The sequence below is a fragment of the Pedobacter sp. JY14-1 genome, assembly GCF_029269825.1.
GTDB lineage: Bacteria > Bacteroidota > Bacteroidia > Sphingobacteriales > Sphingobacteriaceae > Pedobacter.
This window is the reverse complement of the sequence record NZ_JARJHU010000003.1, coordinates 328,963-352,505: the sequence shown is the minus strand read 5'-3', so window position 1 is coordinate 352,505 and position 23,543 is coordinate 328,963. Positions and strand designations below refer to the sequence as shown.

At 49.8% G+C, this 23,543-nt stretch carries 20 protein-coding genes; 7 read left to right on the top strand and 13 right to left on the bottom strand.

Translation table 11 applies throughout. From position 1 onward, the window contains the following. The first annotated feature begins 45 nt into the window (after positions 1–45). Entirely contained in the window at positions 46–945 is a 900-nt protein-coding gene (locus tag P2W84_RS07585) for a transglutaminase-like domain-containing protein (RefSeq protein ID WP_276089520.1), read from the top strand. On the opposite strand, the gene P2W84_RS07580 is transcribed toward P2W84_RS07585, so the two are convergent. Beyond that, positions 940–1,851, bottom strand: a complete 912-nt coding sequence (locus tag P2W84_RS07580) for an alpha/beta hydrolase (protein ID WP_276089519.1) — start codon at positions 1,849–1,851, stop codon at positions 940–942. The two genes, P2W84_RS07585 and P2W84_RS07580, sit on opposite strands and share 6 nt — an antisense overlap. A gap of 18 nt (positions 1,852–1,869) precedes the next feature. Beyond that, positions 1,870–2,944 (bottom strand): peptide chain release factor 2 gene (gene prfB / locus P2W84_RS07575; RefSeq protein WP_276089518.1). Its coding sequence is split into 2 segments (ribosomal slippage): positions 1,870–2,883 and positions 2,885–2,944, totalling 1,074 coding nucleotides; the frame shifts between segments, so codons are not numbered across the junction. Between the two features lie 64 nt (positions 2,945–3,008). On the opposite strand from prfB, the gene pgi reads away from it, so the two are divergent. Together pgi and P2W84_RS07565 are read left to right on the top strand one after the other, a co-directional pair. After that, the gene (gene pgi / locus P2W84_RS07570) at positions 3,009–4,655 is read left to right on the top strand and encodes a glucose-6-phosphate isomerase (protein ID WP_276089517.1); all 1,647 of its coding nucleotides are present in this window, start codon (positions 3,009–3,011) and stop codon (positions 4,653–4,655) included. A gap of 83 nt (positions 4,656–4,738) precedes the next feature. Then, on the top strand, positions 4,739–5,284 hold the full coding sequence (locus tag P2W84_RS07565) for a DUF4251 domain-containing protein (protein WP_276089516.1): 546 nt from the start codon (positions 4,739–4,741) through the stop codon (positions 5,282–5,284). Positions 5,285–5,371: 87 nt separating this feature from the next. Here the strand turns inward: P2W84_RS07565 and P2W84_RS07560 are convergent, their stop codons facing one another. The 9 genes from P2W84_RS07560 to P2W84_RS07520 form a co-directional block, all read right to left on the bottom strand. Further along, complete coding sequence (locus P2W84_RS07560; protein WP_276089515.1) at positions 5,372–6,463, bottom strand: glutaminyl-peptide cyclotransferase; 1,092 nt, start codon at positions 6,461–6,463, stop codon at positions 5,372–5,374. Next, positions 6,444–6,806, bottom strand: a complete 363-nt coding sequence (locus P2W84_RS07555; RefSeq protein WP_276089514.1) for a YraN family protein — start codon at positions 6,804–6,806, stop codon at positions 6,444–6,446. The genes P2W84_RS07560 and P2W84_RS07555 overlap by 20 nt, the downstream gene beginning before the upstream one ends. 1 nt (position 6,807) lies before the next feature. Then, the gene (dnaG, locus tag P2W84_RS07550; protein ID WP_276089513.1) at positions 6,808–8,769 is read right to left on the bottom strand and encodes a DNA primase; all 1,962 of its coding nucleotides are present in this window, start codon (positions 8,767–8,769) and stop codon (positions 6,808–6,810) included. An 11-nt stretch (positions 8,770–8,780) separates the two neighbouring features. Continuing rightward, positions 8,781–9,446, bottom strand: a complete 666-nt coding sequence (locus tag P2W84_RS07545; protein ID WP_276089512.1) for an SGNH/GDSL hydrolase family protein — start codon at positions 9,444–9,446, stop codon at positions 8,781–8,783. A gap of 67 nt (positions 9,447–9,513) precedes the next feature. Further along, positions 9,514–10,431, bottom strand: a complete 918-nt coding sequence (locus tag P2W84_RS07540) for a hypothetical protein (protein ID WP_276089511.1) — start codon at positions 10,429–10,431, stop codon at positions 9,514–9,516. Positions 10,432–10,466: 35 nt separating this feature from the next. Next, positions 10,467–11,654, bottom strand: a complete 1,188-nt coding sequence (locus P2W84_RS07535) for a M20 family metallopeptidase (RefSeq protein ID WP_276090072.1) — start codon at positions 11,652–11,654, stop codon at positions 10,467–10,469. Then, positions 11,644–12,099 (bottom strand): SPOR domain-containing protein, encoded by a 456-nt coding sequence (locus P2W84_RS07530; protein ID WP_276089510.1) that lies wholly within the window; start codon positions 12,097–12,099, stop codon positions 11,644–11,646. The genes P2W84_RS07535 and P2W84_RS07530 overlap by 11 nt, the downstream gene beginning before the upstream one ends. A gap of 142 nt (positions 12,100–12,241) precedes the next feature. Further along, positions 12,242–15,553: a preprotein translocase subunit SecA gene (gene secA / locus P2W84_RS07525; protein ID WP_276089509.1), complete on the bottom strand. Its 3,312-nt coding sequence runs from the start codon at positions 15,551–15,553 to the stop codon at positions 12,242–12,244. Between the two features lie 139 nt (positions 15,554–15,692). Next, positions 15,693–15,998 (bottom strand): hypothetical protein, encoded by a 306-nt coding sequence (locus tag P2W84_RS07520; protein ID WP_276089508.1) that lies wholly within the window; start codon positions 15,996–15,998, stop codon positions 15,693–15,695. 152 nt (positions 15,999–16,150) lie between these two features. Between P2W84_RS07520 and purD the strand changes: the two genes are divergently transcribed. After that, positions 16,151–17,422: a phosphoribosylamine--glycine ligase gene (gene purD, locus P2W84_RS07515; protein WP_276089507.1), complete on the top strand. Its 1,272-nt coding sequence runs from the start codon at positions 16,151–16,153 to the stop codon at positions 17,420–17,422. A gap of 124 nt (positions 17,423–17,546) precedes the next feature. Here purD and P2W84_RS07510 read toward each other — a convergent pair whose 3' ends face one another. After that, the gene (locus tag P2W84_RS07510; protein WP_276089506.1) at positions 17,547–18,695 is read right to left on the bottom strand and encodes a TlpA disulfide reductase family protein; all 1,149 of its coding nucleotides are present in this window, start codon (positions 18,693–18,695) and stop codon (positions 17,547–17,549) included. Between the two features lie 91 nt (positions 18,696–18,786). Further along, the gene (locus P2W84_RS07505) at positions 18,787–19,968 is read right to left on the bottom strand and encodes a formimidoylglutamase (protein WP_276089505.1); all 1,182 of its coding nucleotides are present in this window, start codon (positions 19,966–19,968) and stop codon (positions 18,787–18,789) included. Positions 19,969–20,054: 86 nt separating this feature from the next. Between P2W84_RS07505 and P2W84_RS07500 the strand changes: the two genes are divergently transcribed. From P2W84_RS07500 to P2W84_RS07490, 3 genes are all read left to right on the top strand, one after another. Further along, a complete protein-coding gene (locus P2W84_RS07500) occupies positions 20,055–21,017 on the top strand; it encodes an NAD-dependent epimerase/dehydratase family protein (RefSeq protein ID WP_276089504.1) in 963 nt (320 codons plus the stop codon). 37 nt (positions 21,018–21,054) lie between these two features. Further along, on the top strand, positions 21,055–22,353 hold the full coding sequence (locus tag P2W84_RS07495; protein ID WP_276089503.1) for an HAD-IB family phosphatase: 1,299 nt from the start codon (positions 21,055–21,057) through the stop codon (positions 22,351–22,353). 62 nt (positions 22,354–22,415) lie between these two features. After that, positions 22,416–23,483, top strand: a complete 1,068-nt coding sequence (locus tag P2W84_RS07490) for a branched-chain amino acid aminotransferase (RefSeq protein ID WP_276089502.1) — start codon at positions 22,416–22,418, stop codon at positions 23,481–23,483. Positions 23,484–23,543 lie beyond the last annotated feature (60 nt).

Genomic DNA, 23,543 nt, shown 5'->3' with positions numbered 1-23,543 from the left:
AAATAGGCATTCGGATCGTTAATAGTAAAGAGAAAACAGGAGTATATGGCGGAGGAAAAAAACAGGGAATTAGCGGCACTGGTAAGTTTGCTGGATGATCCTGACCAGGAAGTCTATCTGCAGGTGGAGCGGCGTTTGCTGGAATACGGACCGGAAGTGGTGGGGCAGCTGGAAAGCGCATGGGAGCATTCGCTGGACGCGCTGCTTCAGCAGCGCATCGAAAATATAGTACACAAGATACAGTTTACAGGAGTCAGGGAAGATCTGAACTTATGGTACCAGAGCGGGGCTTTTGACCTGCTCCAGGGCGCGCTCATCATCAACCGCTATCAGTATCCCGACCTGGATGAAGATAAGGTCAGGCTTCAGATCGAAGAAATGAAGCGGGAAATATGGCTGGGGCTGCAATATGAGATGAGTTCGATCGAAAAGATCAAACTGATCAATCACGTCTTCTATAATACCTACGGCTTCAGTGGGAATACCAAGAACCACCATGACCCGCAAAATTCTTATATCAGCCAGGTCATCGAAAGCCGTAAGGGCAACCAGATCTCGCTGGCCATTATCTATTCAACCCTGGCGCAAAAGCTGGACATCCCGGTGTATGGCGTGAACCTGCCGCAACATTTTATCTTAGGATATATCGATGAATCCAGGCGTGAGGAGGCCGATACCGGCGTACTCTTCTATATCAATGCCTTTAACAAAGGGGCTATCTTTGGCAAACACGACGTAGACCAGTTCCTGCGTCAGCTGAACCTCGATCCGATGCCTGGCTTCTATACGCCCTGCAGCAACGTAGAGATTATTCGTCGCGTGATCAGGAACCTGGTCTCTGCCTATGAAAACCTGGGCTCTGAAGATAAGGTACTGGAACTGAAACAGCTGCAGGACATTCTGACGGAAGAAGGAGCTGCGGGGGAAGACAAGGCTGACCTATAGCCAGCTATTGGCCGCCATCCAGTTCTTCAGGCGTTCGAACCAGTCATCTTTAGTGGTCTTGTTGTTGAGCCCGAAGCCGTGCCCGCCACCCTGATAGAGGTGCATTTCTGCTTTTACCTTATTCCGGACCAGTGCCTCGTTGAACAGGATGCTGTTCTGTACGGGCACGCCACCATCGTCATTGGCATGTACCAGGAAAGTCGGCGGCGTACCGGGCGTAACGTGCAGTTCGCTGGAAAAGTAGTCCCGCTGGGCTTCTGTTCCTTCCTTACCGATCAGGTTAATGGCTGAACCCTGATGGGTATAGTTCCTGAAGGAAATAACGGGATAGATGAGGATAGAAAAATCGGGTCTCAGGCTGATATTTTCCTTATTGGGTATTTTCGGGTCATCGTAATGCACGGTCAGCGCAGAAGCCAGATGTCCTCCTGCCGAAAAACCCATGATCCCTATTTTTCCCGGATCTATATTCCATTGTTTTGCCTGCCTGCGCACCTGGTATATGGCCTGCTGGGCATCCATGAGCGGGCCGATGGATTTATCTTCCATGATGGCATCGCTGGGCAGGCGGTATTTGAGCACGAATGCCGCAACGCCGAGTTCAACAAATCTTTTGGCTACATGATAGCCCTCGTGGTCTATCGCCAGTATACCATAACCTCCGCCAGGACATATAATGACCGCAGCTCCCCTCGCTTTCTCCTTTGCAGGCAGGTAAACGGTCAAAGTGGGCGCGGAAACCTTTGCCACACGGGTGATCTTGTCCTGGCCCAATGGCGCTTCTTCCCGGTAATCTGCAGGTGCAGGCTTTGCCCCGGGTATCTTACCACTATAAAGCGGAATGACTTGCTGTGCAGAGAGTTGTATAGAGACCAGGGCCATAAGCAGGATAATTGCGTATTTCATATCCGAAATGCTATCAGTTTAAAATTCCATGAGATAAGCCTTAAGAAAGCCATTGATGTCGCCGTCCAGTACTGCCTGCGGATTTGAGGTCTGGAAGTTGGTGCGATGGTCTTTGACCCTTCTGTCATCGAGCACATAACTCCTGATCTGGGAACCCCACTCGATCTTCTTCTTACTGCCCTCAATGGCCGCCACGGCCTCCATACGTTTACGCATTTCCAGCTCGTAAAGCTGAGACTTAAGCAGGCGGATGGCATTCTCCTTATTTTGCAGCTGCGAGCGCGACTCCTGGTTCTTGATAATGATGCCTGAGGGCTTGTGATAAAGCCGCACCGCAGTCTCTACTTTGTTTACGTTCTGACCGCCGGCACCACCTGAACGAAAAGTCTCAAATTCGATATCGGCATCCTTAATTTCAATGTCGATCGTATCGTCTACCAGGGGATAGACATAGACAGAAGCAAATGAAGTATGTCTGCGGGCATTGGAATCGAAGGGTGAGATGCGCACCAGGCGGTGTACGCCATTTTCCCCCTTGAGGTAGCCGTAAGAGAAGTCCCCGTTAAACTGGAGCGTTACCGACTTTACACCGGCCACATCGCCTTCCTGGTAATCCTGCTCGGTCACCTTATAGCCATTCTTTTCGCCCCACATAATATACATGCGCATGAGCATACTGGCCCAGTCGCAACTCTCGGTACCTCCTGCACCGGCAGTGATCTGCATCACGGCCTGCAACTGGTCCTCCTTGCTGCTGAGCATGTTCTTCAGTTCCAGCTCCTCGATAATACCGAGGGCTTTGTCATATTGCTCCTGCATTTCCTCAGGGCTGGCATCACCGGCCTGAAGGAATTCAAAAAGTACTTCGGTGTCTTCCAGCGCCCCGTTGGCCTGTTGCCAGGCATCGGTCCATTTCTTCTTGGAATTGATCTCCGCAAGGATCTGCTCGGCTCTTTTGGGGTCGTCCCAGAAGTTGGGGTCGAGCGTGCGCTGTTGTTCTACATGTATTTCTTCAAGTCGTGTTTCGACGTCAAAGATGCCTCCTCAGGGACGCTACTCTGTCCCTTAAATCCTGAATCTGTTCTTTTGTCATAAATGCAAACATAGCTAAAAGACTAAAAGAAATGCATTACATTTACACAAACACAAATTTTATTATGTTCCCTACAATCAATTTTACAGAAACCGCTGCTTATAAATATCTTGCTGATCACTTCATCAGTATCAATGAAAAGAACCTGAAACAACTGTTTGCAGAAGACGAAGGCCGCTTCGAGAAATTCTCCCTGATCTTCGGGGATATCCTGGTAGACTACTCTAAAAACCGGATCGATGACACGACGCTTGCCCTGCTGATCCAGCTGGCCCGTGAGTGCAAACTGGACGAGGCGATCAAGGCCATGTTCAGTGGGGAGAAGATCAACCAGACAGAAGGCAGGCAGGTATTGCATATCGCGCTTAGGGCCCCGGAAAACGCAGAAATCATTGCTGAGGGGAAGAATGTAGTAGAAGATGTGCACCGGGTGCTGGCCAAAATGGAAAAGTTCAGTGAGGCTGTCATATCGGGTGAATGGAAAGGTTATACCGGGAAGGCCATTACCGATGTGGTGAACATCGGCATCGGCGGCTCCGACCTGGGCCCGGTCATGGTGACCGAAGCGCTGAAGGCCTATAAGAATCACCTGAACATGCACTTCGTATCCAATATCGACGGTACGCACATTGCCGAGACCCTGAAGGGCCTGGATCCGGAAACGACTTTGTTCCTGGTGGCGTCCAAGACCTTTACCACACAGGAAACGATGACCAATGCACATACGGCGCGTGACTGGTTCCTGGGAAAAGGGGGCAGTCAGGAAGACATCGCGAAGCACTTCGCCGCACTGTCCACCAACGCAAAGGACGTTTCGGCCTTTGGTATCGATACCGAAAACATGTTTGAGTTCTGGGACTGGGTAGGCGGGCGCTATTCCCTGTGGAGTGCGATAGGCCTTCCGATTGCGTTAAGCATTGGCTTTGATCACTTCAAACAACTATTGGCAGGCGCGCATGCCGCAGACGAACATTTTGAGACGGCAGAATTCGAGATCAACATACCGGTGATCCTGGGCATGATCGGGGTCTGGTACATCAATTTCTTTGGGGCCGAAACCCAGGCGATATTGCCTTATGACCAGTATATGCACCGTTTTGCCGCGTATTTCCAGCAGGGTGACATGGAAAGTAACGGCAAGCATGTAGACCGTAACGGCAATGACGTGACGTACGAAACCGGGCCGGTCATCTGGGGCGAACCGGGCACCAACGGCCAGCATGCTTTTTACCAGCTGATCCACCAGGGCACCAGGCTGATCCCATGTGACTTTATTGCACCTGCACAAAGCCTGAACCCGATCGGGGAACACCATCCGATCTTATTGTCCAACTTTTTTGCGCAGACCGAAGCCCTGATGAACGGCAAGACCTATGAACAGGTGGAAGAAGAATTGAAAAAGGAAGGCAAGTCTGCCGGAGAAATTGAAAAACTGGCGCCTTTTAAAGTCTTTGAAGGCAACAGGCCGACCAATTCCATCCTGCTGAAGAAGGTAACACCATTCAGTCTGGGCAGCCTGATCGCCTTCTACGAACATAAGATATTTGTGCAGGGCATCATCTGGAATATCTTCAGTTTTGACCAGTGGGGTGTAGAACTGGGCAAACAACTCGCAAAGAGCATTTTGCCTGAACTGAAAGGCGATGCCCCGGTATCTTCACATGACGGTTCCACCAACGGGCTCATCAACCAGTATAAGGCCTGGAGGTAAGATTCTCAGAAAAAAGTAATTTAGCCCGGTGAACTAAACATTTACCAGGCTTTTTTGTATATTGAGTTATAAATCCATTGGTTATGAAGAATTTAAAAAGCTTTTTAGTCGCTGCTGCAGTTTTGGCAACAGTGCAGGTATCGGCACAGACCGATAAGGAAACCACCGCGAGGCTGGTAGAAAGCAAGAACCTGGTGTTTAACGCTACAACTGCTTACCCATTGTCCGGTGCAGACATTAACGCTGTCTTAAGTAAAATGCCAGGCGGGCAGTCCGGCAATGCCATCCAGTTGAATGGCTCCGACTACCAGCTGAAGATCGGCAAAGAACAGGTAGAAGCTTATCTGCCTTATTATGGCAGGGCTTTCTCTCCGCAGCGTGACATCAACGATTCGGGCATTAAACTGAAGTCGGAAAATTTCAGCTATATCAGCGAAAAGAAAAAGAAAGGAAACTACGTCATTACCATTAAGCCTAAGAACGACCGTGACGTACAAACGATGACACTGAATATCAGCCAGAACGGTTATGCCTCTCTGAGCGTTACCAGCAACAACAGGCAGCCCATTACCTTTAACGGGTATATCAGCGAACCGTCCGCTCCCACGAAAAGCGAACTGAGTAGATAATATAAAAGGCCGGGTTCTCCGGCCTTTTTTGTTTTATTTGTTTTTCCTTTAATTACTTTTTTTTCAATTGCTTTGTTTCGGCTGCGCCTACTTAGGCACTACCGCGATCTCAAACAGATGCGGCCATTTCTTTCCCGTTACAAAGAGCCGTTTGCCTTGTTTATCCCAGGCGATACCATTCAATACGTTGTTCAGCACATCGATCTCTTCTTTAAAATAACCCTGTGGCAATAGCCCGTTCAGGTCTATCTTTTCTTCTACAATACCGGTATTCGGATCGATCACCACGATATAGTTCTGCTGGTAAACATTGGCGTAAAGCTTTCCGTTGATGAGTTCCAGTTCATTGAGCTGATCTACCGGACCTTTATCGTCATATACATCAATGACTTTTTCATCCTTGTACGTATCCTTGTTCATGAAGTACAACCGGTTTGATCCGTCAGACATGATCAGATGTACACCATCAAAACAAAGGCCCCAGCCTTCCCTGCTGGTACTGTAGGGAAATGTGCCCAGGCGCTTGAAGGTCTTTGCGTCATACACAAAACCTGCATTCTGCTTGTAGGTCAGCATCGGGATTTTGTCGCCGGCCAGGGTTGCACCTTCCCCGAAATACTGAGGTTCCAGGTCGATGCGCTGCAGCGCTTTTCCGGAGTTCAGGTCAACCCAGCGCAAAGTAGAGTGGCCTTCCTGCCCGGTGCTCTCCAGCAGACGGCCCCCGTGATATTCCAGTCCCTGGGTATAGGAGCTTGTATCGTGCGGATAGGTCCTGATTACTTTATAAGTGTATTCCTTCGGCGCCCTGCCCGATGTGAGCAGTATGTTTATGGTAGCCGTGTCCTTTGTACCCTCACGATCGACAATGGCAGTAATGATCTTGTAACCGACAGCCTGTCCTTCCGTTTTAAGATGAAAAGTACCTGCGCTGCCGCTGGTGCCCGCGGGTTTGCCATCGATCAGGTAAGTTACACCGCTCACTTGTTCACCTTCGGGAATATCAAGTGCAACCGGGACGCTCTGTCCGAGGCTAAACTTCTGTCCCTGCTCCGGGGTGGCAAAACTGACCCCTGAAACCTGAGGCTTGTCCTTGCAGGAATAAAGAAGGGTAAAGGCAATGCTTAAAATGAAAACTATGGCGGTAAAGCGCAGGTTGTTGTTAACTGGGCCAGAATGCATCTTCAATATGGTTTAGGGTGTAAATGTCTTTATTTTCAAATAGAATTGCAATAACATCAAAGCGGATCTCTCCCTGATGACCGGTCATTTCGATATAGCCGGATGAGGCATATTCCAGCTGACGTTCCTTTTTGATGCAGACAAAATCTTCCGGCATTCCGTAATCTGCGGAGGTCCGGGTCTTCACCTCAATAAAAATAACGACTCCATCCTGGTCAGCGATCACATCTACCTCGGCACGTCCATATTTCCAGTTTACATGCAGGATGCGGTACCCCAGGTTTTCCAGGTACTCCTTTGCAATCTGTTCCCCACGCTTTCCAAGGTCGTTATGACTGGCCATATTATTTGAGGATTACCGTTCCCAGGTATTTTGAGATATCGCGTTCAACTCCTTTAATGAGCATATACCGCTGCATCAGTATCTCCTGGTTCACAGGATCTGCCTCTTTTTCCAGTTCTCTGGTAATCTCCGAAAGCATTTTACCGATCTTACTCTTTTTAAGGTGATACAGCCCCCCGAACACCGTTGACTTCAGATTCACCGTCTCGTCCCTGACATAAATATTGTGTTTGTTTTCCCAGTTTTCACTCAGCGCATAAGGCGAAGTGGAAAGCGTGATGGCCAGATTGGCGATCTCCCGGTCCGGCCCCTGGATAAACTGGTTCGCCACGGGCAGGTGCCCGTTTTCGATATCTTCCCGGTAAGTATCGATCACCCGCCTGCAGAGCGGATCCTCAAAGTTGACATCGGCGAGGTTCTGCATAATAAAGGAACCGATATACAGGTTGTCTATCCCATCCCAGTTGACCAGCTCGTGCCCGTAGGCCAGGAGCAGCCGGACAATCTCTCTTTCCTGTATGGCGTTATTTTCCTTTTCGGTGTCAGGAGCAAACGGGGCCTGTTCGTCCGGGCTTTCAAAAAGATCGTCAGGCGGAAGGTCCTGTGGATAATCCTGCTGCGCCTGCCTGTTCTGCGTTGCATTTGCGGACTTTTTAAGTTTGGCAGCGCGAATTTTATTAAGCTCCGACAGCAGTGTCCGTTCTTCGATCTGCAGCAGACCGCTGCATTCCCTGATGAACACCGAAGCTTTGATCTCGTCGGGTATCTTAGCGATACTTTCTACAATATCCCTGATGATACCGGCCTTCCTGATCGGATCATTACCCGCTTCCTTCAGCAGCATATCCGCTTTGTACAGGATGAAATCCTTACGGTTTTGCTCAATATATTTCCGGAACTCCCCTGCGCCTACTTTATGCATATAGGAATCGGGGTCATCGCCGTCCGGAAAAGAAACGACCTTTACGTTAAGCCCTTCCTCCAGGATCATATCCAGCCCGCGCAGCGAAGCCTTGATCCCGGCCGCGTCACCATCGTATAAAATGGTTACGTTCTGGGTAAACCTGGCGATCAGCCGGATCTGTTCGGTAGTCAGCGAAGTCCCCGAAGAGGCAACTACGTTCTCTACACCCGCCTGGTGCACCGAAAGCACATCGGCATAACCTTCCGCCAGGTAACAGTTGTCCGCATCCCGGATGGCTTTCTTGGCATGAAAAAGCCCGTAGAGCACATTCGACTTGTGGTAAATGTCGCTCTCCGGTGAGTTTACATATTTGGGAACACTCTTTTCGGTCTTCAGTGTCCTTCCGCCAAAGCCGATGATCCGGCCCGTGAAATTGTGGATAGGGAACATTACTCTTCCCCTGAACCGGTCATATAGTTTACCCTTGTCGTTGCGTATCGCAAGACCGGTCTTCTCGAGGTATTCTTCCTTATGCCCTGCGTGTCCGGCAGCCTGGATCAGCGCATCCCAGGCTTCCGGCGAATAGCCCAGCTGGAATTTCCTGACGATGTCTTCCCGGAAACCCCGCTCCTTGAAATAGCTGAGGCCGACGGCTCTTCCTTCCGCTTCCTCCCACAATTGCTTTGCGAAATAATCTGCAGCGAATTCAGAAACGATGAACAGGCTTTCGCGGGCATTTTGTACTTCCAGGTTCTGGGGCGACTGTGCGATCTCTTCAACCTCAATATTGTATTTACTGGCCAGGTAGCGCAGTGCCTCGGGGTACGAGTATTTCTCATGGTCCATGATAAAATGGACCGAATCGCCGCCCTTTCCGCAACCAAAACATTTGTAAATGCCTTTGGCTACGGAAACATTGAAAGAGGGTGTCTTTTCGTTGTGGAAAGGACAATTGCCAATCAGACTGGAACCCCGCTTTTTAAGCGCGACAAAATCGCCCACCACTTCCTCAATACGGACGGTGTCCATGATCTTGCTGATGGTATCCTGGCTGATCATAACGGCGAATCCTATTTTACCAGCGGCAGTAGTTTCTCTGCCAGTGTCTGGTTGCCCTTTTCGTTCAGGTGGACACCGTCAGTTGTGAGTATGCCTTTTTCCTTGTCTTCCGGATTGTTTTCGCGGTCGTAGGTTTTGAAGATGTTTCTCAGGTCGCAAAGCGGCAGACTGTTGTTGGCTGCAATGTTCCTGATGGCATCTGAGTATTTGTCCAGATCGGCATCCATTTCATTAGCGTTGTCCTTTTTCTCGCCGATCACTGCCGGTGTGCAGAGTACGACCCTGGCACCGTTGTCCTGTATCTTTTTGATCAGGGCATTATAAAAACCAATGAATTTGTCATAGTCTGTCCCGGTTTTACTGAGTTTTTTATGCCATACGTCATTTACGCCGATATAAATGACCACAACATCCGGCTTTTTCTCCAGTACGTCCTTTTCCATCCGCAGGTAAAGGTCATAAACCTTATTTCCGCCAATGCCGGCACCGATTACTTCATATTTTGCAGCATCTAAAGCTTTTTTGACCAGGTCTACATAGCCCCCCGGCTGTACGCCAGCCTGGGTAATGGAATCTCCGAAGAAAATGATCTTCTTAGGTTTTACTTTCATGGCCATAAAGATTGTTGCGAACACAACGATTGCGCACATGGCAAATGGTTTCGAAAATTGTTTCATAGTGGTTTTCACGTTATTTTGAGTATTTGGTTTCAGGATGCATATGCTGTGTAGCGAAGTTAGCCAATTACTTCCCTTTTTCAAGGTGATAATCCCGGTGAAGGATCAGAAAACTTGCCCGTTCCTTCTTCTTAAAGGGGTAATCCCAGTTGCCCTGATAAGTTACCTTTGCAGGTAATTTTTCGCCTTCAAAGTAGCTGGTCTCAATATTCATCTGCACATCAAAGTTGAAAAGCAGGTTGTCGTATTTCATATCTACATACCGGCCCAGTATCTCAAAGTTACGCTTATCAAAGATGGTGGTGAGCTCCTTGATCATCAGACCATCCTTTGTACGCGCACTGAGCTCCTTTTTTACCGTTACGCTGAACCAGTAAACTGGTATAGAATCCAGATAGGTACCACTCTTATAGGCGTAATCGTAATACCGGCGCATATCCGGAGTGAATATCTGCGTCTTGCTGCCGATAAAAGGCAGGCCCTTAATCGGTTTGCCAGGTGCAAAGATCAGTGTCTTCAGCTTGTCCTTATAACTTTCATTGGAACTGCCTGCTTTGCCGGCAGTCATGGGCCCCTCGTCTACAAAACCAGTCTGGTACGCATTCATGAAGATATAGTCAAACATTTCGAGGGTATAGAGCTGGTACTTCCCGTTTCTTTTGTACACATTTCCCGTATCCTGTCTGGCCAGGTATTCCATCTTCTTAGGCCCCGTATTGGTATGCCTGATCTTCCGGTAAATGCGTCCATCTACCTTATTTTTCCGGTCGTAGGTATAAATGTTGTTTTCTGCAATGAACGTGTATTTCTTCATGTTACGAAAGGCCTTGTAAAAGCTCGTATCCGTAACGATGGCATTGATAAAAGTTTCCACACCAAACTTTTGCGCCCTGATATTAATGACAGAATCCAGCTGGATCGTCCGGATCGTATCCGGATTGTAGCGGTCTATCTCCTGTGTAAACCCATAGGCGGCAAAGAGCATTAACGCTATGCAAATTATTATCTTCTTCGCCACCATTAATTTCCCAGTTGCTTCAAGGCCGCATAGGCCATCAGTCCGGTAGAAAGCTTCAGGGCATCCTCATCGATATCGAACCTTGGCGTATGGACGGAATAACAAGTATCTTTTTCCTTATTTCCTGTACCCAGCCGATAAAAACAGGCGGCTGTTGCCTGTGAGTAATAGGCAAAATCTTCTGCCGCCATCCAGATGTCCAGATCGACCACATTTTCCCTGCCCAGGTAATCTTCCGCATAAGCGCGTATGTTTGCGGTCAGGGCTTCTTCATTGATCAGGAAAGGATATCCGTCTTTAATGTTAAAGTCACAGCTCCCGCCCATACTTTCGGCAATGCCCTCGGCCATTTTACGCATCAGGCGCTTAGCTTCCCTTCGCCAATCCTCATTTAAGGTGCGAAAGGTCCCCTCTATCTTTACCTCATTGGGAATAATATTGGTTGCCCCGTTGGCCTGCACCTTGCCAAAAGACAGGACTGAAGGTAACCTCGGGTCGGCATTGCGGCTGACGATCTGCTGCAAGGCGATGATGATGTGCGAGGCAATGACCACCGGATCTATGTTCTGGTGCGGCTGTGCGCCATGGCCGCCCTTGCCATGCACGGTTACGTACAGCTCATCTGTGGAAGCCATGTATATCCCGGAGCGGAACCCGACCTTGCCTGCATCGATCAGCGGCATCACATGCTGTCCGACGATGTGCTGCGGTTTTGGGTTGTCCAGTACACCTTCCCTGATCATAATGCTGGCCCCTCCGGGCAACAGTTCTTCAGCAGGCTGGAAGATCAGCTTGACTGTTCCCGCGAAATCGTTCCTGAGGCTGTTCAGAATATATGCCGTACCCAGCAACGAGGAAGTATGTACATCATGTCCGCAGGCATGCATCACACCGGGGTTTTTAGATGCATAAGGCTTATCATTCTCTTCGAGTATAGGTAATGCATCCATATCTGCACGCAGGGCAATCACCTTTTCTGAAGGCAGGGCGCCGGTGATCAGCGCCACCACACCGGTATCCGCCATCTCTGTAAACGGGATTCCCCATTCCGTCAGCAGCCCCTTGACATAGGCTGAAGTCTGGTGCTCGTGAAAGGATAGTTCCGGATTGGCATGCAGGTGCCTGCGATAGCCTACCACCTGCTCAAATATGGCGGCCGACAATTGTTGTATAGCAGCTTTACTGATCATCTTCTTGGTTTTCAAGTGCGGGTGGGTTTATTTTTTCCCTGAAGACAAATAAGGTCGGGAAATCAGGCCTTAGTTCGCTCATCAGCTTTTGGGCATCCAGGCGTGACCTGAAGTCACCCACACGCAGATAATAATTCGGTTCCTTATAGGTGATATAGGTATTCAGTGCAGGAAAAAGCGATTTGAATTTAGCCTGCTGACTGAACACTTCTCTACGGTCAGAGCCATAGAACACCTGTACCCGGTAGCCCATCTGGGAAACGATTACCGGAGGTTTAGCAGGCGCTGTCCCGCTTTCACGAATACTGTTCAGGGCTATTCTTTTCGCGATCAGGCTATCGATCTTCGGGTCCTTAATCACCGTAACCACTCCTCTGGACTGGGCATACAGACCCGTGGTGAACAACAGGCAAGATATAAATACACTGGCAATCGCTTGTTTCATCAGTTGTTTTGTTTACTGACAGAAAGGTCTGTCCCCATACATCCCTGCAAAAACAAGAATGCCGGATTTTTTTCAAAATTCGGCATTCTCGACGGGTATTACAATAGCCTGCCTGTTTTATGCAGACAAGTACAGCGGCGCATTATATACCTGCGCCGTGACAGTTCTTATATTTCTTCCCGCTTCCGCATGGGCAAGGCTCATTCCTTCCAATCGTTGCCTCCTTGCGGACAGGCTGCTGAGGCGCGGGTTCACGCGTATCTTCAAATTCAGGCATCCCTGTTCCGCCTGCCTGGGCAAGCTCCGGCCTGGAAGCCTTGATCTGTGCGGGCTGCGGGCGCGGTACGGGTGCTTCCCTTACTTCATCCGGATCAGCATGGACAGGAATACCACCTTTAAACAGGAAGCTCACCACTTCCTTGTTCACTGCATTCAGCATATTCTTAAACAGGTTAAACGCCTCCATCTTATAGATCACCAGCGGATCTTTCTGTTCGTAAACGGCGTTCTGCACCGACTGTTTCAGTTCGTCCATTTCACGCAGGTGTTCCTTCCAGGAATCATCGATCAGCGCCAGTACAATCGTTTTCTCGAAAGAACGTGTTACCTCGCGGCCATTGTTCTCCATCGCCTTTCTCAGGCTCACCGGAATCTGTACATGGCGTATACCATCTGTGAAAGGTACGATCACCTGCTCTATCTGGGCTCCCCGCTCTTCGTAAACCTGGGTCAGTACCGGCATGGCCTGCGCGATGATCGCTTCAGACTTGCGCTGATAAAAGTCCGTTACCTCTTCAAAAAGCTTATCAGTCAGATGATGGATACCCTTTGCGCTGAATTCAGCCTCATCTATGGTGGTATCTACCGAGAAGTTCTTGATCACTTCCAGCTTAAAGCCTTCGTAGTTTGCGGTTTCCTTATATTCCGTTACCACATCTTCAGCCACATCAAACACCATGTTGTTCATGTCCACGTCCAGGCGTTCGCCGAACAAAGCGTTCTTACGTTTTGCATAGATCACGGTACGCTGCGAGTTCATCACATCGTCGTATTCGAGCAGACGCTTACGGATGCCGAAGTTATTCTCTTCTACTTTCTTCTGCGCACGCTCGATAGATTTGGTGATCATCGAATGCTGGATCACCTCGCCATCCTCGATACCCATGCGCACCATGATGTTGGATATCCTTTCTGAACCAAAAAGGCGCATCAGGTTATCTTCAAGCGAGACGAAGAACTGGGAAGAACCCGGATCACCCTGACGTCCCGCACGGCCCCGCAGCTGACGGTCTACACGGCGTGATTCATGCCGTTCGGTACCTACAATGGCCAGGCCTCCTGCTTCCTTAACGCCAGGCCCGAGCTTAATGTCCGTACCACGGCCCGCCATGTTGGTGGCAATGGTCACCTGGCCCGCCTGACCGGCTTCAGCCACAATGTCGGCTTCTTTCTGGTGGAGCTTTGCGTTCAGCACATTATGCTTGATCCCGCGCAGCTTCAGCATACGGCTCAGCAATTCAGATATTTCCACAGAGGTAGTACCCACCAGTACCGGTCTTCCCGCTTCGGTCAGCTTTACGATCTCTTCAGCCACCGCATTGTATTTCTCACGCATTGTGCGGTAAACGAAATCCTGCTGGTCCTTCCTCGATATGGCCTTATTCGTCGGGATCTCTACCACATCCAGTTTGTAGATTGACCAGAATTCGCCAGCTTCCGTAGTCGCCGTACCCGTCATACCGCAAAGCTTGTGGTACATCCTGAAGAAATTCTGCAGCGTAATGGTTGCGTAAGTCTGTGAAGCGTCTTCTACCTTTACATTTTCCTTTGCTTCGATCGCCTGGTGTAAGCCGTCTGAATAACGGCGCCCGTCCATGATACGACCAGTCTGCTCGTCAACGATCTTGATCTTGCCCTCATCGACGATGTACTCTACATCCAGCTCGAACAGGGTATACGCCTTCAGCAACTGGTTCACCGAGTGGATACGTTCGGCCTTGATCGAATAATCACGCATCAGGGCGTCCTTCTGGGCAATCTTTTCTTCACTGCTCTGCGATGATTTCTCAATTTCGGCAATTTCCGTACCTACATCCGGCAGGATAAAGAAATTGTGGTCTTCGCCGGATTTGGTGATCAGTTCGATACCCTTTTCGGTCAGCTCCACCTGATTGTTCTTCTCGTCGATATGGAAATACAGCTCGGCATCTACCTTCGGCATGTTTTTCGACTGGTCGGCCATGTAATGGTTTTCAGTCTTTAATAGAATCTGCCTTACGCCACCCTCGCTTAAAAACTTAATGAGTGCCTTGTTTTTCGGCAAACCACGGAAGGCACGCAACAGCGCCAGGCCTCCCTCGCCCTCCTCGGTACCGCTCTTTCCCTCGTTGATCAGTTTCTTGGCCTCGTTCAGGGCCCGGGTCACATACTCCTTCTGAGCGGCAACCAAACGCTCGATACGCGGCTTCAGTTCATAAAATTCATGCTGGTCGCCGAAAGGCACCGGTCCGGAGATGATCAGCGGCGTACGTGCATCGTCGATCAGTACAGAGTCGACCTCATCGACCATGGCGAAATGCAGTTTGCGCTGTACCAGCTGATCAGGGGTCTGCGACATATTATCACGCAGGTAGTCAAACCCAAATTCGTTGTTCGTGCCATAAGTAATATCCGCCAGGTAAGCATTCCTTCTTGCAGGCGAATTCGGCTCATGCTTGTCAATGCAGTCTACCCTCAGGCCGTGGAACTCAAACAACGGACCATTCCACTCCGAGTCACGGCGGGCCAGATAATCGTTCACCGTTACAATATGCACGCCCTGTCCGGCCAATGCGTTCAGGTAAGCCGGCAAAGTACTCACCAGTGTCTTACCTTCACCTGTAGCCATCTCTGCGATCTTACCCTCGTGGAGTACCGTACCGCCAATGAGCTGTACATCATAATGCACCATATTCCAAACGACCTCGTTGCCTGCGGCCTCCCAGCGGTTGGCCCAGAATGCTTTATCGCCTTCGATCACCACATTCTTCTTACGTGCGGCAAGTTCGCGGTCGAACTCCGTCGCGGTCACTTCAAGACGCTCGTTTTCTGCAAGACGCCTGGATGTTTCCTTCACCACGGCGAATGCGGCCGGCAGGATGTCCTTCAGGATTACTTCCAGTTCCTTGTCGCGGTCTTTGCCCAGCTGGTCGATCTGGTCGTAAATCGCCGTCTTTTCTGCCAGAGAAAGCTCCGTTTGCTCGGCATCAGCCTTTAACGCATTGATCTTACTGTCTATATCTGCAAGGCCATCGGCAATGGTCTTTTTAAATTCTAAGGTTTTTGAGCGCAGCTCGTCATTGCTGATCGCAGACAGCTTCGCATATTCTTCATTGATACGGGCAACAACCGGCTGAATGGCCTTAATGTCCCGCTCAGATTTGCTCCCAAATATTTTGGCCAGGAATCCTAACATCTCTCTTCGTATTAATAATAAAATATAATTGATAAAATTTTGATAATCAGCAACAACCAGGCCATCTGGTTTTTTTAAGCCAGATTGTCAGCCATGTAAAGGTTGTGCAAAATACTCCGGGAATCCGGAACCGGAACGGTTAAGGACTATTGTTCCTTGGTCCTTCCCTGATGGCCGGACTTGTTTCCACATGGCCGCAAGGCATATAAAACGTTGAGGCTTCAGCAGGCTGGACACCGATCAGTGTCAGCTGGCTTGAAGACAAGAAATGCGGATGGTGCTGTACCTGGTCTTGCTCGGGACGGGCAACGCGCTGTTCTGAACCGCCGGACTGCTGTTTGTCACAGTATTTCTCCGCAATGAGCCTTAACCCCTCCACACGCTCAGCTTTCGCCAGGTGCGTAAGACTAAAAAATACAAGGGATAAGGTGATAATATGTCTCATCTTGCGGGCAAATCTATACTTAATCTTCAATATACCAAAATCTCGGGGCCCAGGCGTTTAAAAGCCCCTGTCATATTGAACTGGATAATGTGCGCCAAAGCGGTATATTTGCCGGACAACATTATCGTTAAACAACCAATTACAGCATCAAGATGAATATATTATTGTTAGGATCGGGCGGCAGGGAGAGTGCTTTCGCATGGAAGATCAGCCAGTCCGCGCTTTGTTCACAGCTCTTCATTGCACCCGGCAACGGCGGGACCGGCGCCTATGGCAAGAACGTCAACATCAACCCTAACAACTTTGAAGCGCTGAAGGCCCTTATCCTAAAGGAAAAGATCGGCATGGTCGTTGTCGGCCCGGAAGAACCTCTGGTCAACGGGGTGCACGACTTCATCGCCGGAGACAGTGAACTATCGCATATTCCGGTGATCGGGCCAAAAAAAGAAGGCGCCATCCTGGAAGGCTCCAAAGATTTCTCCAAGCAGTTTATGGCCCGTCATGGAATTCCGACCGCAGCTTCGCGTTCCTTTACCAGCGAAACGCTCGCTGAAGGGCTTGCCTACCTGGAAACACACGACCTTCCTGTTGTCCTGAAGGCTGACGGGCTCGCTGCCGGCAAGGGTGTGCTCATTATTGACAATACTGCCGAAGCACAGGAAGAACTCAAACTGATGCTGGGCGGCAAATTTGGTGCAGCAGGCGCCACAGTAGTGATCGAACAATTCCTGTCCGGCATAGAGCTTTCCGTCTTCGTGCTTACCGATGGTGACAGCTATGTGGTCCTGCCGGAAGCTAAGGACTACAAGCGTATCGGCCAGGGCGATACCGGTCTGAATACCGGCGGCATGGGTTCAGTTTCACCTGTACCGTTCGCAACTCAGGAATTCCTGGACGAAGTGGAGAAAAGCATCATTATCCCAACTGTAGAAGGCCTTAAAAAAGACAACATCGATTATACGGGCTTCATCTTCTTCGGGTTGATCAAGGTAGAGGGCAAGCCTTACGTCATCGAATACAACTGCCGTATGGGCGATCCTGAGACCGAAAGCGTGATCCCACGAATAGAAAGCGACCTGGTCGAATTGTTCCAGGCTGCCGCAGCTAAAAAACTGAAGGATTTCGAGTTGAAGATCAGCGATAAAAACGCGGCTACAGTAGTTGTTGTAGCAGGCGGCTATCCGGGCGAATACGAAAAAGGCAAGGTCATCTCCGGCATCGAGAACGTGCGCCAGTCTACCGTATTCCATGCCGGTACCACGCTGGAGGGCGGTATCGTAAAAAGCAACGGTGGCCGTGTACTGGCCATCAGCAGCCTTCAGGATACACAATTTGAAGCTTTACAATCCGCTACTGCAGATGCTGCGCGCATTTATTTCGACGGGAAGTATTTCAGGGAAGACATCGGTTTTGACCTGATGTAACCTGAACTGCTTCAGAACTCTTCCTATCAGATACGAACCGTTCCAAATAAAGAGGGAGCCTTGACAGTCAAGGCTCCCTCTTTGAATATTTATACAAAACACAGGTGGTATAAACTCCTCAACGCTATTTAGACCCAGTTCCTCCCAGCACTTCCGCCAATTTCTTCTGCAGTTCCTCTCCGCGGATGTTCTTCGCGATAATCTTGCCCTGCGGATCGATCAGGAAGTTAGCCGGAATGCCGCGGATACCATACTGCACCGCTACAGCGTTAGACCAGCCCTTCAGGTCGGAAACATGTGTCCAGGTCAGGCCGTCTTTTTCAATAGCACCCAGCCAGGCATCCTTCTTGCCCGGATTGTCCAAGGAAACACCCAAGACTGTAAAATTCTTTTCCTTATAAGTCTGGTAAGCCTTTACCACGTTCGGATTTTCACCACGGCATGGTCCGCACCAGGAAGCCCAGAAATCAAGCAGCACATACTTGCCACGGAAATCAGAAAGTTTCACCGGCTTGTCATTCACGTCGTTCTGAGTAAAATCCATAGCTACTGCACCGATGGCTGTACTCTTGCTTGCACTGAACAATTGTGCCAGATCCTTACCGGCCTTAGTGCCTTTCACTTCCGGGCTTAAGGCATTATAGGCCTTCTCCGCTGCTGCTGCTTGTTCCGGATCGGAAGCCAGCTGACTGATCGCAGAAAGGCTGATGTAAGATTTCGGATTGCTTTTTGCAAACTGCAGATACAATGGAGCCATACCTTTAGCGGCGGCCTCATATTTTTCCTGAAGCGGTTTCACCATGGCCTCATCCTTCTTTTGTTCCGCAGTTAGCTTTACATAATCCGCATTTACCGCATCCAGCTGGTCGGTCACCGGCTTCACCAGCGCCTTAAGCTGCTTATCGTCATCGTTTACCTTAGACCCTGAGATTTCTGCACGTTTCAGAGAATCCTGGCCGGTCAGTTTAATTGCGGCAGGTTCAAGATACAGGCCCTTGAAGTCCAGGCTGTAGCCGGGTACCGGAGGGGACACATAAGGGTTCTTGTTCACAAACAGGGTAGCCCGCAAGGGAGCTGCCACATTACCTTTAAACGCAAATGCGCCGTTAGCTACCGTAGTCGAGTCGGTCACATCAGCACCATCATTCTTGTAGACCAGATAAACCTTGTCTCCGGATTTCAGGCCCTTAACATTACCCGTTACTGTAAACGGTTTTTGAGCAGATGCAGCCAATGGCAAAATCGCCATCACTGTCAGTATTGTTCTTTTCATTGATTTAGTTTTCGTTTTTTTATGATTACACCGGTATAGTTTATCAAATGTAATGTAAATCAGCCGGGAAAATGAGAAATTCCATGTAAAATTATAGTAGCTTCTGATAGGTGCGCCACCATAAGTCGGGCATCTCCCCGTTGACTGCAGTAGTGTAATCTTCATAACGACAGGGTACCAGGTGGTAGCGTTCATTCTCCGAGATCCCTGCCGGATAAGGCACCTGCATCCACCAGCGGTCTGATTTTTTGCTCTTCACAAAAAGCAGTTCGCCTGTCCCGTCGCTGAGACTGGCCCTGTAAATGAGGTAGTGTGATTTGGGCACCAGTGGAAAATCCTTTTTGCGGTTGTAAAAGCCATCTACAAAATACCAGATCATCTGCGCCAGCAGCATCGCGGTCTGGCCGTTCTGATCGTAAGCCGGGTTAAACTCATAAAACCCGATGGAAGTCAGTTTGTCGCTCATACCGGCATACCGCGCAATACGACAGGCTTGTTCTCCGTAAAAACCATTGGGCCCGGCGTTGGCATTGGCGCAGGCATCCGAGGAGCGGATCGCTCCGATGTCGAAACTGATCATGCTGGCATTGCGGATGACCGGTTCGGTAGAGGATATGTCCTGGGAAAACTCACCGAGGCGGTGCACATCAAAATAGAGCTTGCTCATTACCTGAAGGCTCTCCTGGTTCACATAGTAAGTCTGGTAGCCGATATTGCTGAAATTGAACAGATAATTTGGCTGATGGAGCAGGATCTTGTTCAGGTAAGTATCCGACCTGGCCGCAAGTCCCTCCTGGTCATCGTCATCAAGGTCAAATCTGTCGTCTACCACCACCAGGTCGACCTTTTGCTCAAGGTTTTCGTAAGCCAGGTACTGCGCATAGGTAATGTCCTGCCCGCCCCCGATGATTACCGGTACAATATTCAGTTTTACCAGCTCTGCCACCACCGTTTTGACGGCAACATAAGTATCGGCAATAGTCGCTCCCGCGCGGATATTTCCAAGATCGACGATCCGTGTGGTATAGGGGCCCTCGTTGAGCCTGTAGAACTGCTCCCGGAAATAATCCGGGCCCAGGGCGCAACCCTCGTTGCCCGCCGCCGCACGGTCGTCCATCACACCCATAATGGCAATATCGTAGGTGTCTTCCGGTAATTCAGGAAATTCCTCTCTATAAAACACCGTTTTCATACCCAGGTAACTGTTATAAAACCCCGCATCGGGAGTGAACTTATTGATATTTAACGGCGAGAAAAAAACGGACAACGACATATCTTACTACAATATTCTACAATGTTTGGGTCCAAATATCTATTTTTGGGTGCATATTTTGAATTAACCGTCCTAAAAAAAATAAAATGATATTAGTTACCGGTGCCACCGGGTTCCTGGGCGCAGAACTGGTAAACCAGCTGATCAGGAAAGGAAGCAAAGTAAGGGCACTGAAAAGAACCGGGTCGCAGGTTCCTGCATTGATTGCCGGTGTCGACGGAATTGAATGGATGGATGGTGACATCAATGACCTGGCTTCCCTGGAAGCAGCCCTGGAGGGTGTCACAAAAGCCTATCACTGTGCCGCACTGGTTTCTTTCGACCCAAGACAACGTGAACAGCTCTTTCGGGTCAACATCGAGGGTACCGGAAACATCGTGAACCTCTGCCTGTACCTGGGCATCCGCCTGCTCCATGTCAGCTCTGTAGCTGCGCTCGGCAATGCCAGGGACGGGGAGCTGATTACGGAAGAGGACTTCTGGAATTATGAAGGCCGGCCCCACCAATATGCCATATCGAAGTATGAGGGTGAAATGGAAGTCTGGCGCGGCATTGCCGAAGGACTGGACGCGGTAATTGTGAATCCTTCTGTCATTATCGGTGCAAATGCGGGCTATAACGGCAGCGGCGCCATTTTCAAACTGGTCAGGGAAGGGCTTTCTTTCTTTACCGACGGGGCCACAGGCATAGTCGATGTACAGGATGTTGCTTCCAGCATGATCGCCTTGATGGACAGTGGCGAAACAGCCGAACGCTATATCATCTCGGCAGAAAACTACCGCTATCAGCAGTTCTTTACCGAGATCGCAAAAGGCTTTCAGGTGAAGGCTCCTTCAAAGAAAGCCAGTCCCTGGATGCTGGCCATTGCCTGGCGGGCGGCAAAACTGGTTTCCCTGTTTACCGGCAAGCCGGCGGCGCTCACCAGCGATGCAGCCCGCAGCAGCCTCAACAAAAGCCTGTACAGCAATGAAAAGATCAGGAATACCACAGGCATTCACTTTAAACCACTTAACCAAAGCATAGCAGAAGTATGCAGCAGCCTGGCTTAACCGGCCTGCGTCAGTACACTGCAAACCTAAATGAGTAATGAAACCAAAGAATTTTTACATCATCGACTTCGACAGCACCTTTACCCAGGTAGAGGCGCTGGACGAACTGGCCAGGATCTCTCTGGCGAGGCACCCCGACCGGGAAGCCATTTACCAGAAGATTGAAGACCTCACGAACCTGGCCATGGAAGGCAAGCTGTCCTTCAGCGAGAGCCTGGCCCAGCGGGTGAAGCTGCTAGAAGCCGATGAAGACCACCTGAAACAGCTGATCAAACACCTGAAGAAAAAAGTATCCGCTTCCTTTTCCCGTAATGCGGAATTTTTCAAAAAACACGCGGATGAAGTCCTCATCGTCAGCGGAGGCTTCAAGGAATTCATTACTCCTGTAGTGAGCCGGTACCACATCAAAAAAGAGAATATTTACGCCAATACTTTCGTCACCAATGGCGACGGCAAGATCATCGATTACGACCATGCCAATCCGCTGAGTGAAGAAGGCGGTAAGGTCAAGCTGATGCAGCAGCTGAAGCTCGAAGGCGATCTGTATGGCATCGGTGACGGCTATTCAGATTTCCAGCTGCGCGAAAGCGGCCTCATTAAGAAATTCTTTGCCTTTACCGAGAACATTGCAAGGGAGAGCATCGTCAACAAGGCAGACCACGTCACGCCAAGCTTCGATGAGTTCCTGTACGTAAATGACCTCCCCAGAGCGATTTCCTACCCCAAGAACCGCATTCTTTGCCTGATCATCGGCGATGTGCCCATCCAGAGCATCGCGCTGCTGAAGAAAGACGGCTTTTCTATCCGGCACAAATCGACTTTCGAGGACAAGTACGTCCCCGATGTGCACATGGTCCTGCTGGCAGACGGCGAGAAAATGGACCCTCATAAACTGAAGAAGGCTGTTAAACTCAAGACCCTGGGTTATCTGGGCAATGCCCGCCACCGGGTAGACCTCCAGGCCTGTACGGAACAGGGAATTGTCGTCTTCGATGACAATAAACAGAATCCGCGCAACATCTCTTTCATTCCGAAAAGGATGATCGACTTCATGAACACAGGTACTACCTACCTGAGCGCAAACTTTCCCAACCTGCAACTGCCCCGGATCGAGCGTTCACATCGCCTCATTCACATCCATAAAAACGTACCCGGCATCATGGCCCGGATCAACACGGTATTCGCCAAACATGACATCAACATTGTGGGGCAGTTCCTGATGACCAATCCCGATATCGGCTACGTGATCACGGACATCAATACCCAGTACGACAAACAGCTGTTCAAGTCGCTTAAAAAAATCGAACATACTATAAAATTCAGGGTGTTATACTAATGACCCTTAGTTATTATGGTTAAAATATTCGTATTTTTACAGGATATAACTTTTTACTCAAAATGAACGAGACGTTGGACATTACGATCACGAAGACTGATCAGAGCAGATTAACGGGCATTGACTTTGCTCAATTGCCTTTCGGAAAGGTTTTTTCCGATCACATGTTTATTGCGGAATATAATAACGGGGAGTGGTCGAACCTGCAGGTCCTGCCCTACGGCCCGGTCCCAATGAGCCCTGCGATCTCTGCGCTGCACTACGGACAAGCGATTTTTGAGGGCCTGAAAGCCTATAAGCAGGCTGACGGCAAGATCAGTGTATTCCGTGCCGACAAAAACTTTGAACGTTTCAACAAATCGGCGCACCGCATGGCCATGCCTGCCATTCCTAAGGAAATCTTCATGCAGGGCATTGCTGCCCTTCTGGAAATAGACGAAGCCTGGATCCCTGCGCTGGACGGATATTCCTTGTATATCCGCCCGGTTATGTATGCAACCGACCCATATCTTGGCGTACGTGCTTCCGACACCTATACCTTCTGTTTGCTGACCACCCCTACCGGCCATTACTACAGCAAGGCCTTAAAGGTTAAGGTAGAAACTGAATTTACCCGTGCCGATGACGGCGGTGTAGGCTTTGCCAAGACCGCGGGAAACTATGCACGTTCCCTTTATCCTTTTGCCGAGGCGCAGAAAGAAGGCTTCGACCAGCTCATCTGGACAGACGCCGCCACCCACGAATTTATCGAAGAGGCAGGAACCGCCAACCTGATCTTTGTGATCAATGGCAAACTGGTTACCCCATCCGTAAGAAGCACCGTACTTGACGGCGTGACCCGCGATACTATTATCACGCTCGCCAAAAGGGCAGGCGTTGAGGTAGAGGAGCGCCGTGTCAGCGTCAAGGAAGTGATCGAAGGCATCCAGAGTGGTGCCGTCACCGATGCATTTGCAGCAGGTACCGCGGCTACCGTAACACCTATCGGCGAGATCGGCTATGAAGGTCAGCTCTATCAACTGCCTGCAGTGGAGACCCGCACAGTTTCCGCAGGTATTGCTAAAGCCCTTAATGACATCCGTTACGGCCTGGCACCCGATGAGTTCGGCTGGAACTGGATCGTCAGATAGCACCTTAATGAAAGCATTTTATACAAGGCTGCCCTTCCGGCAGCCTTTTTTTATTATTTT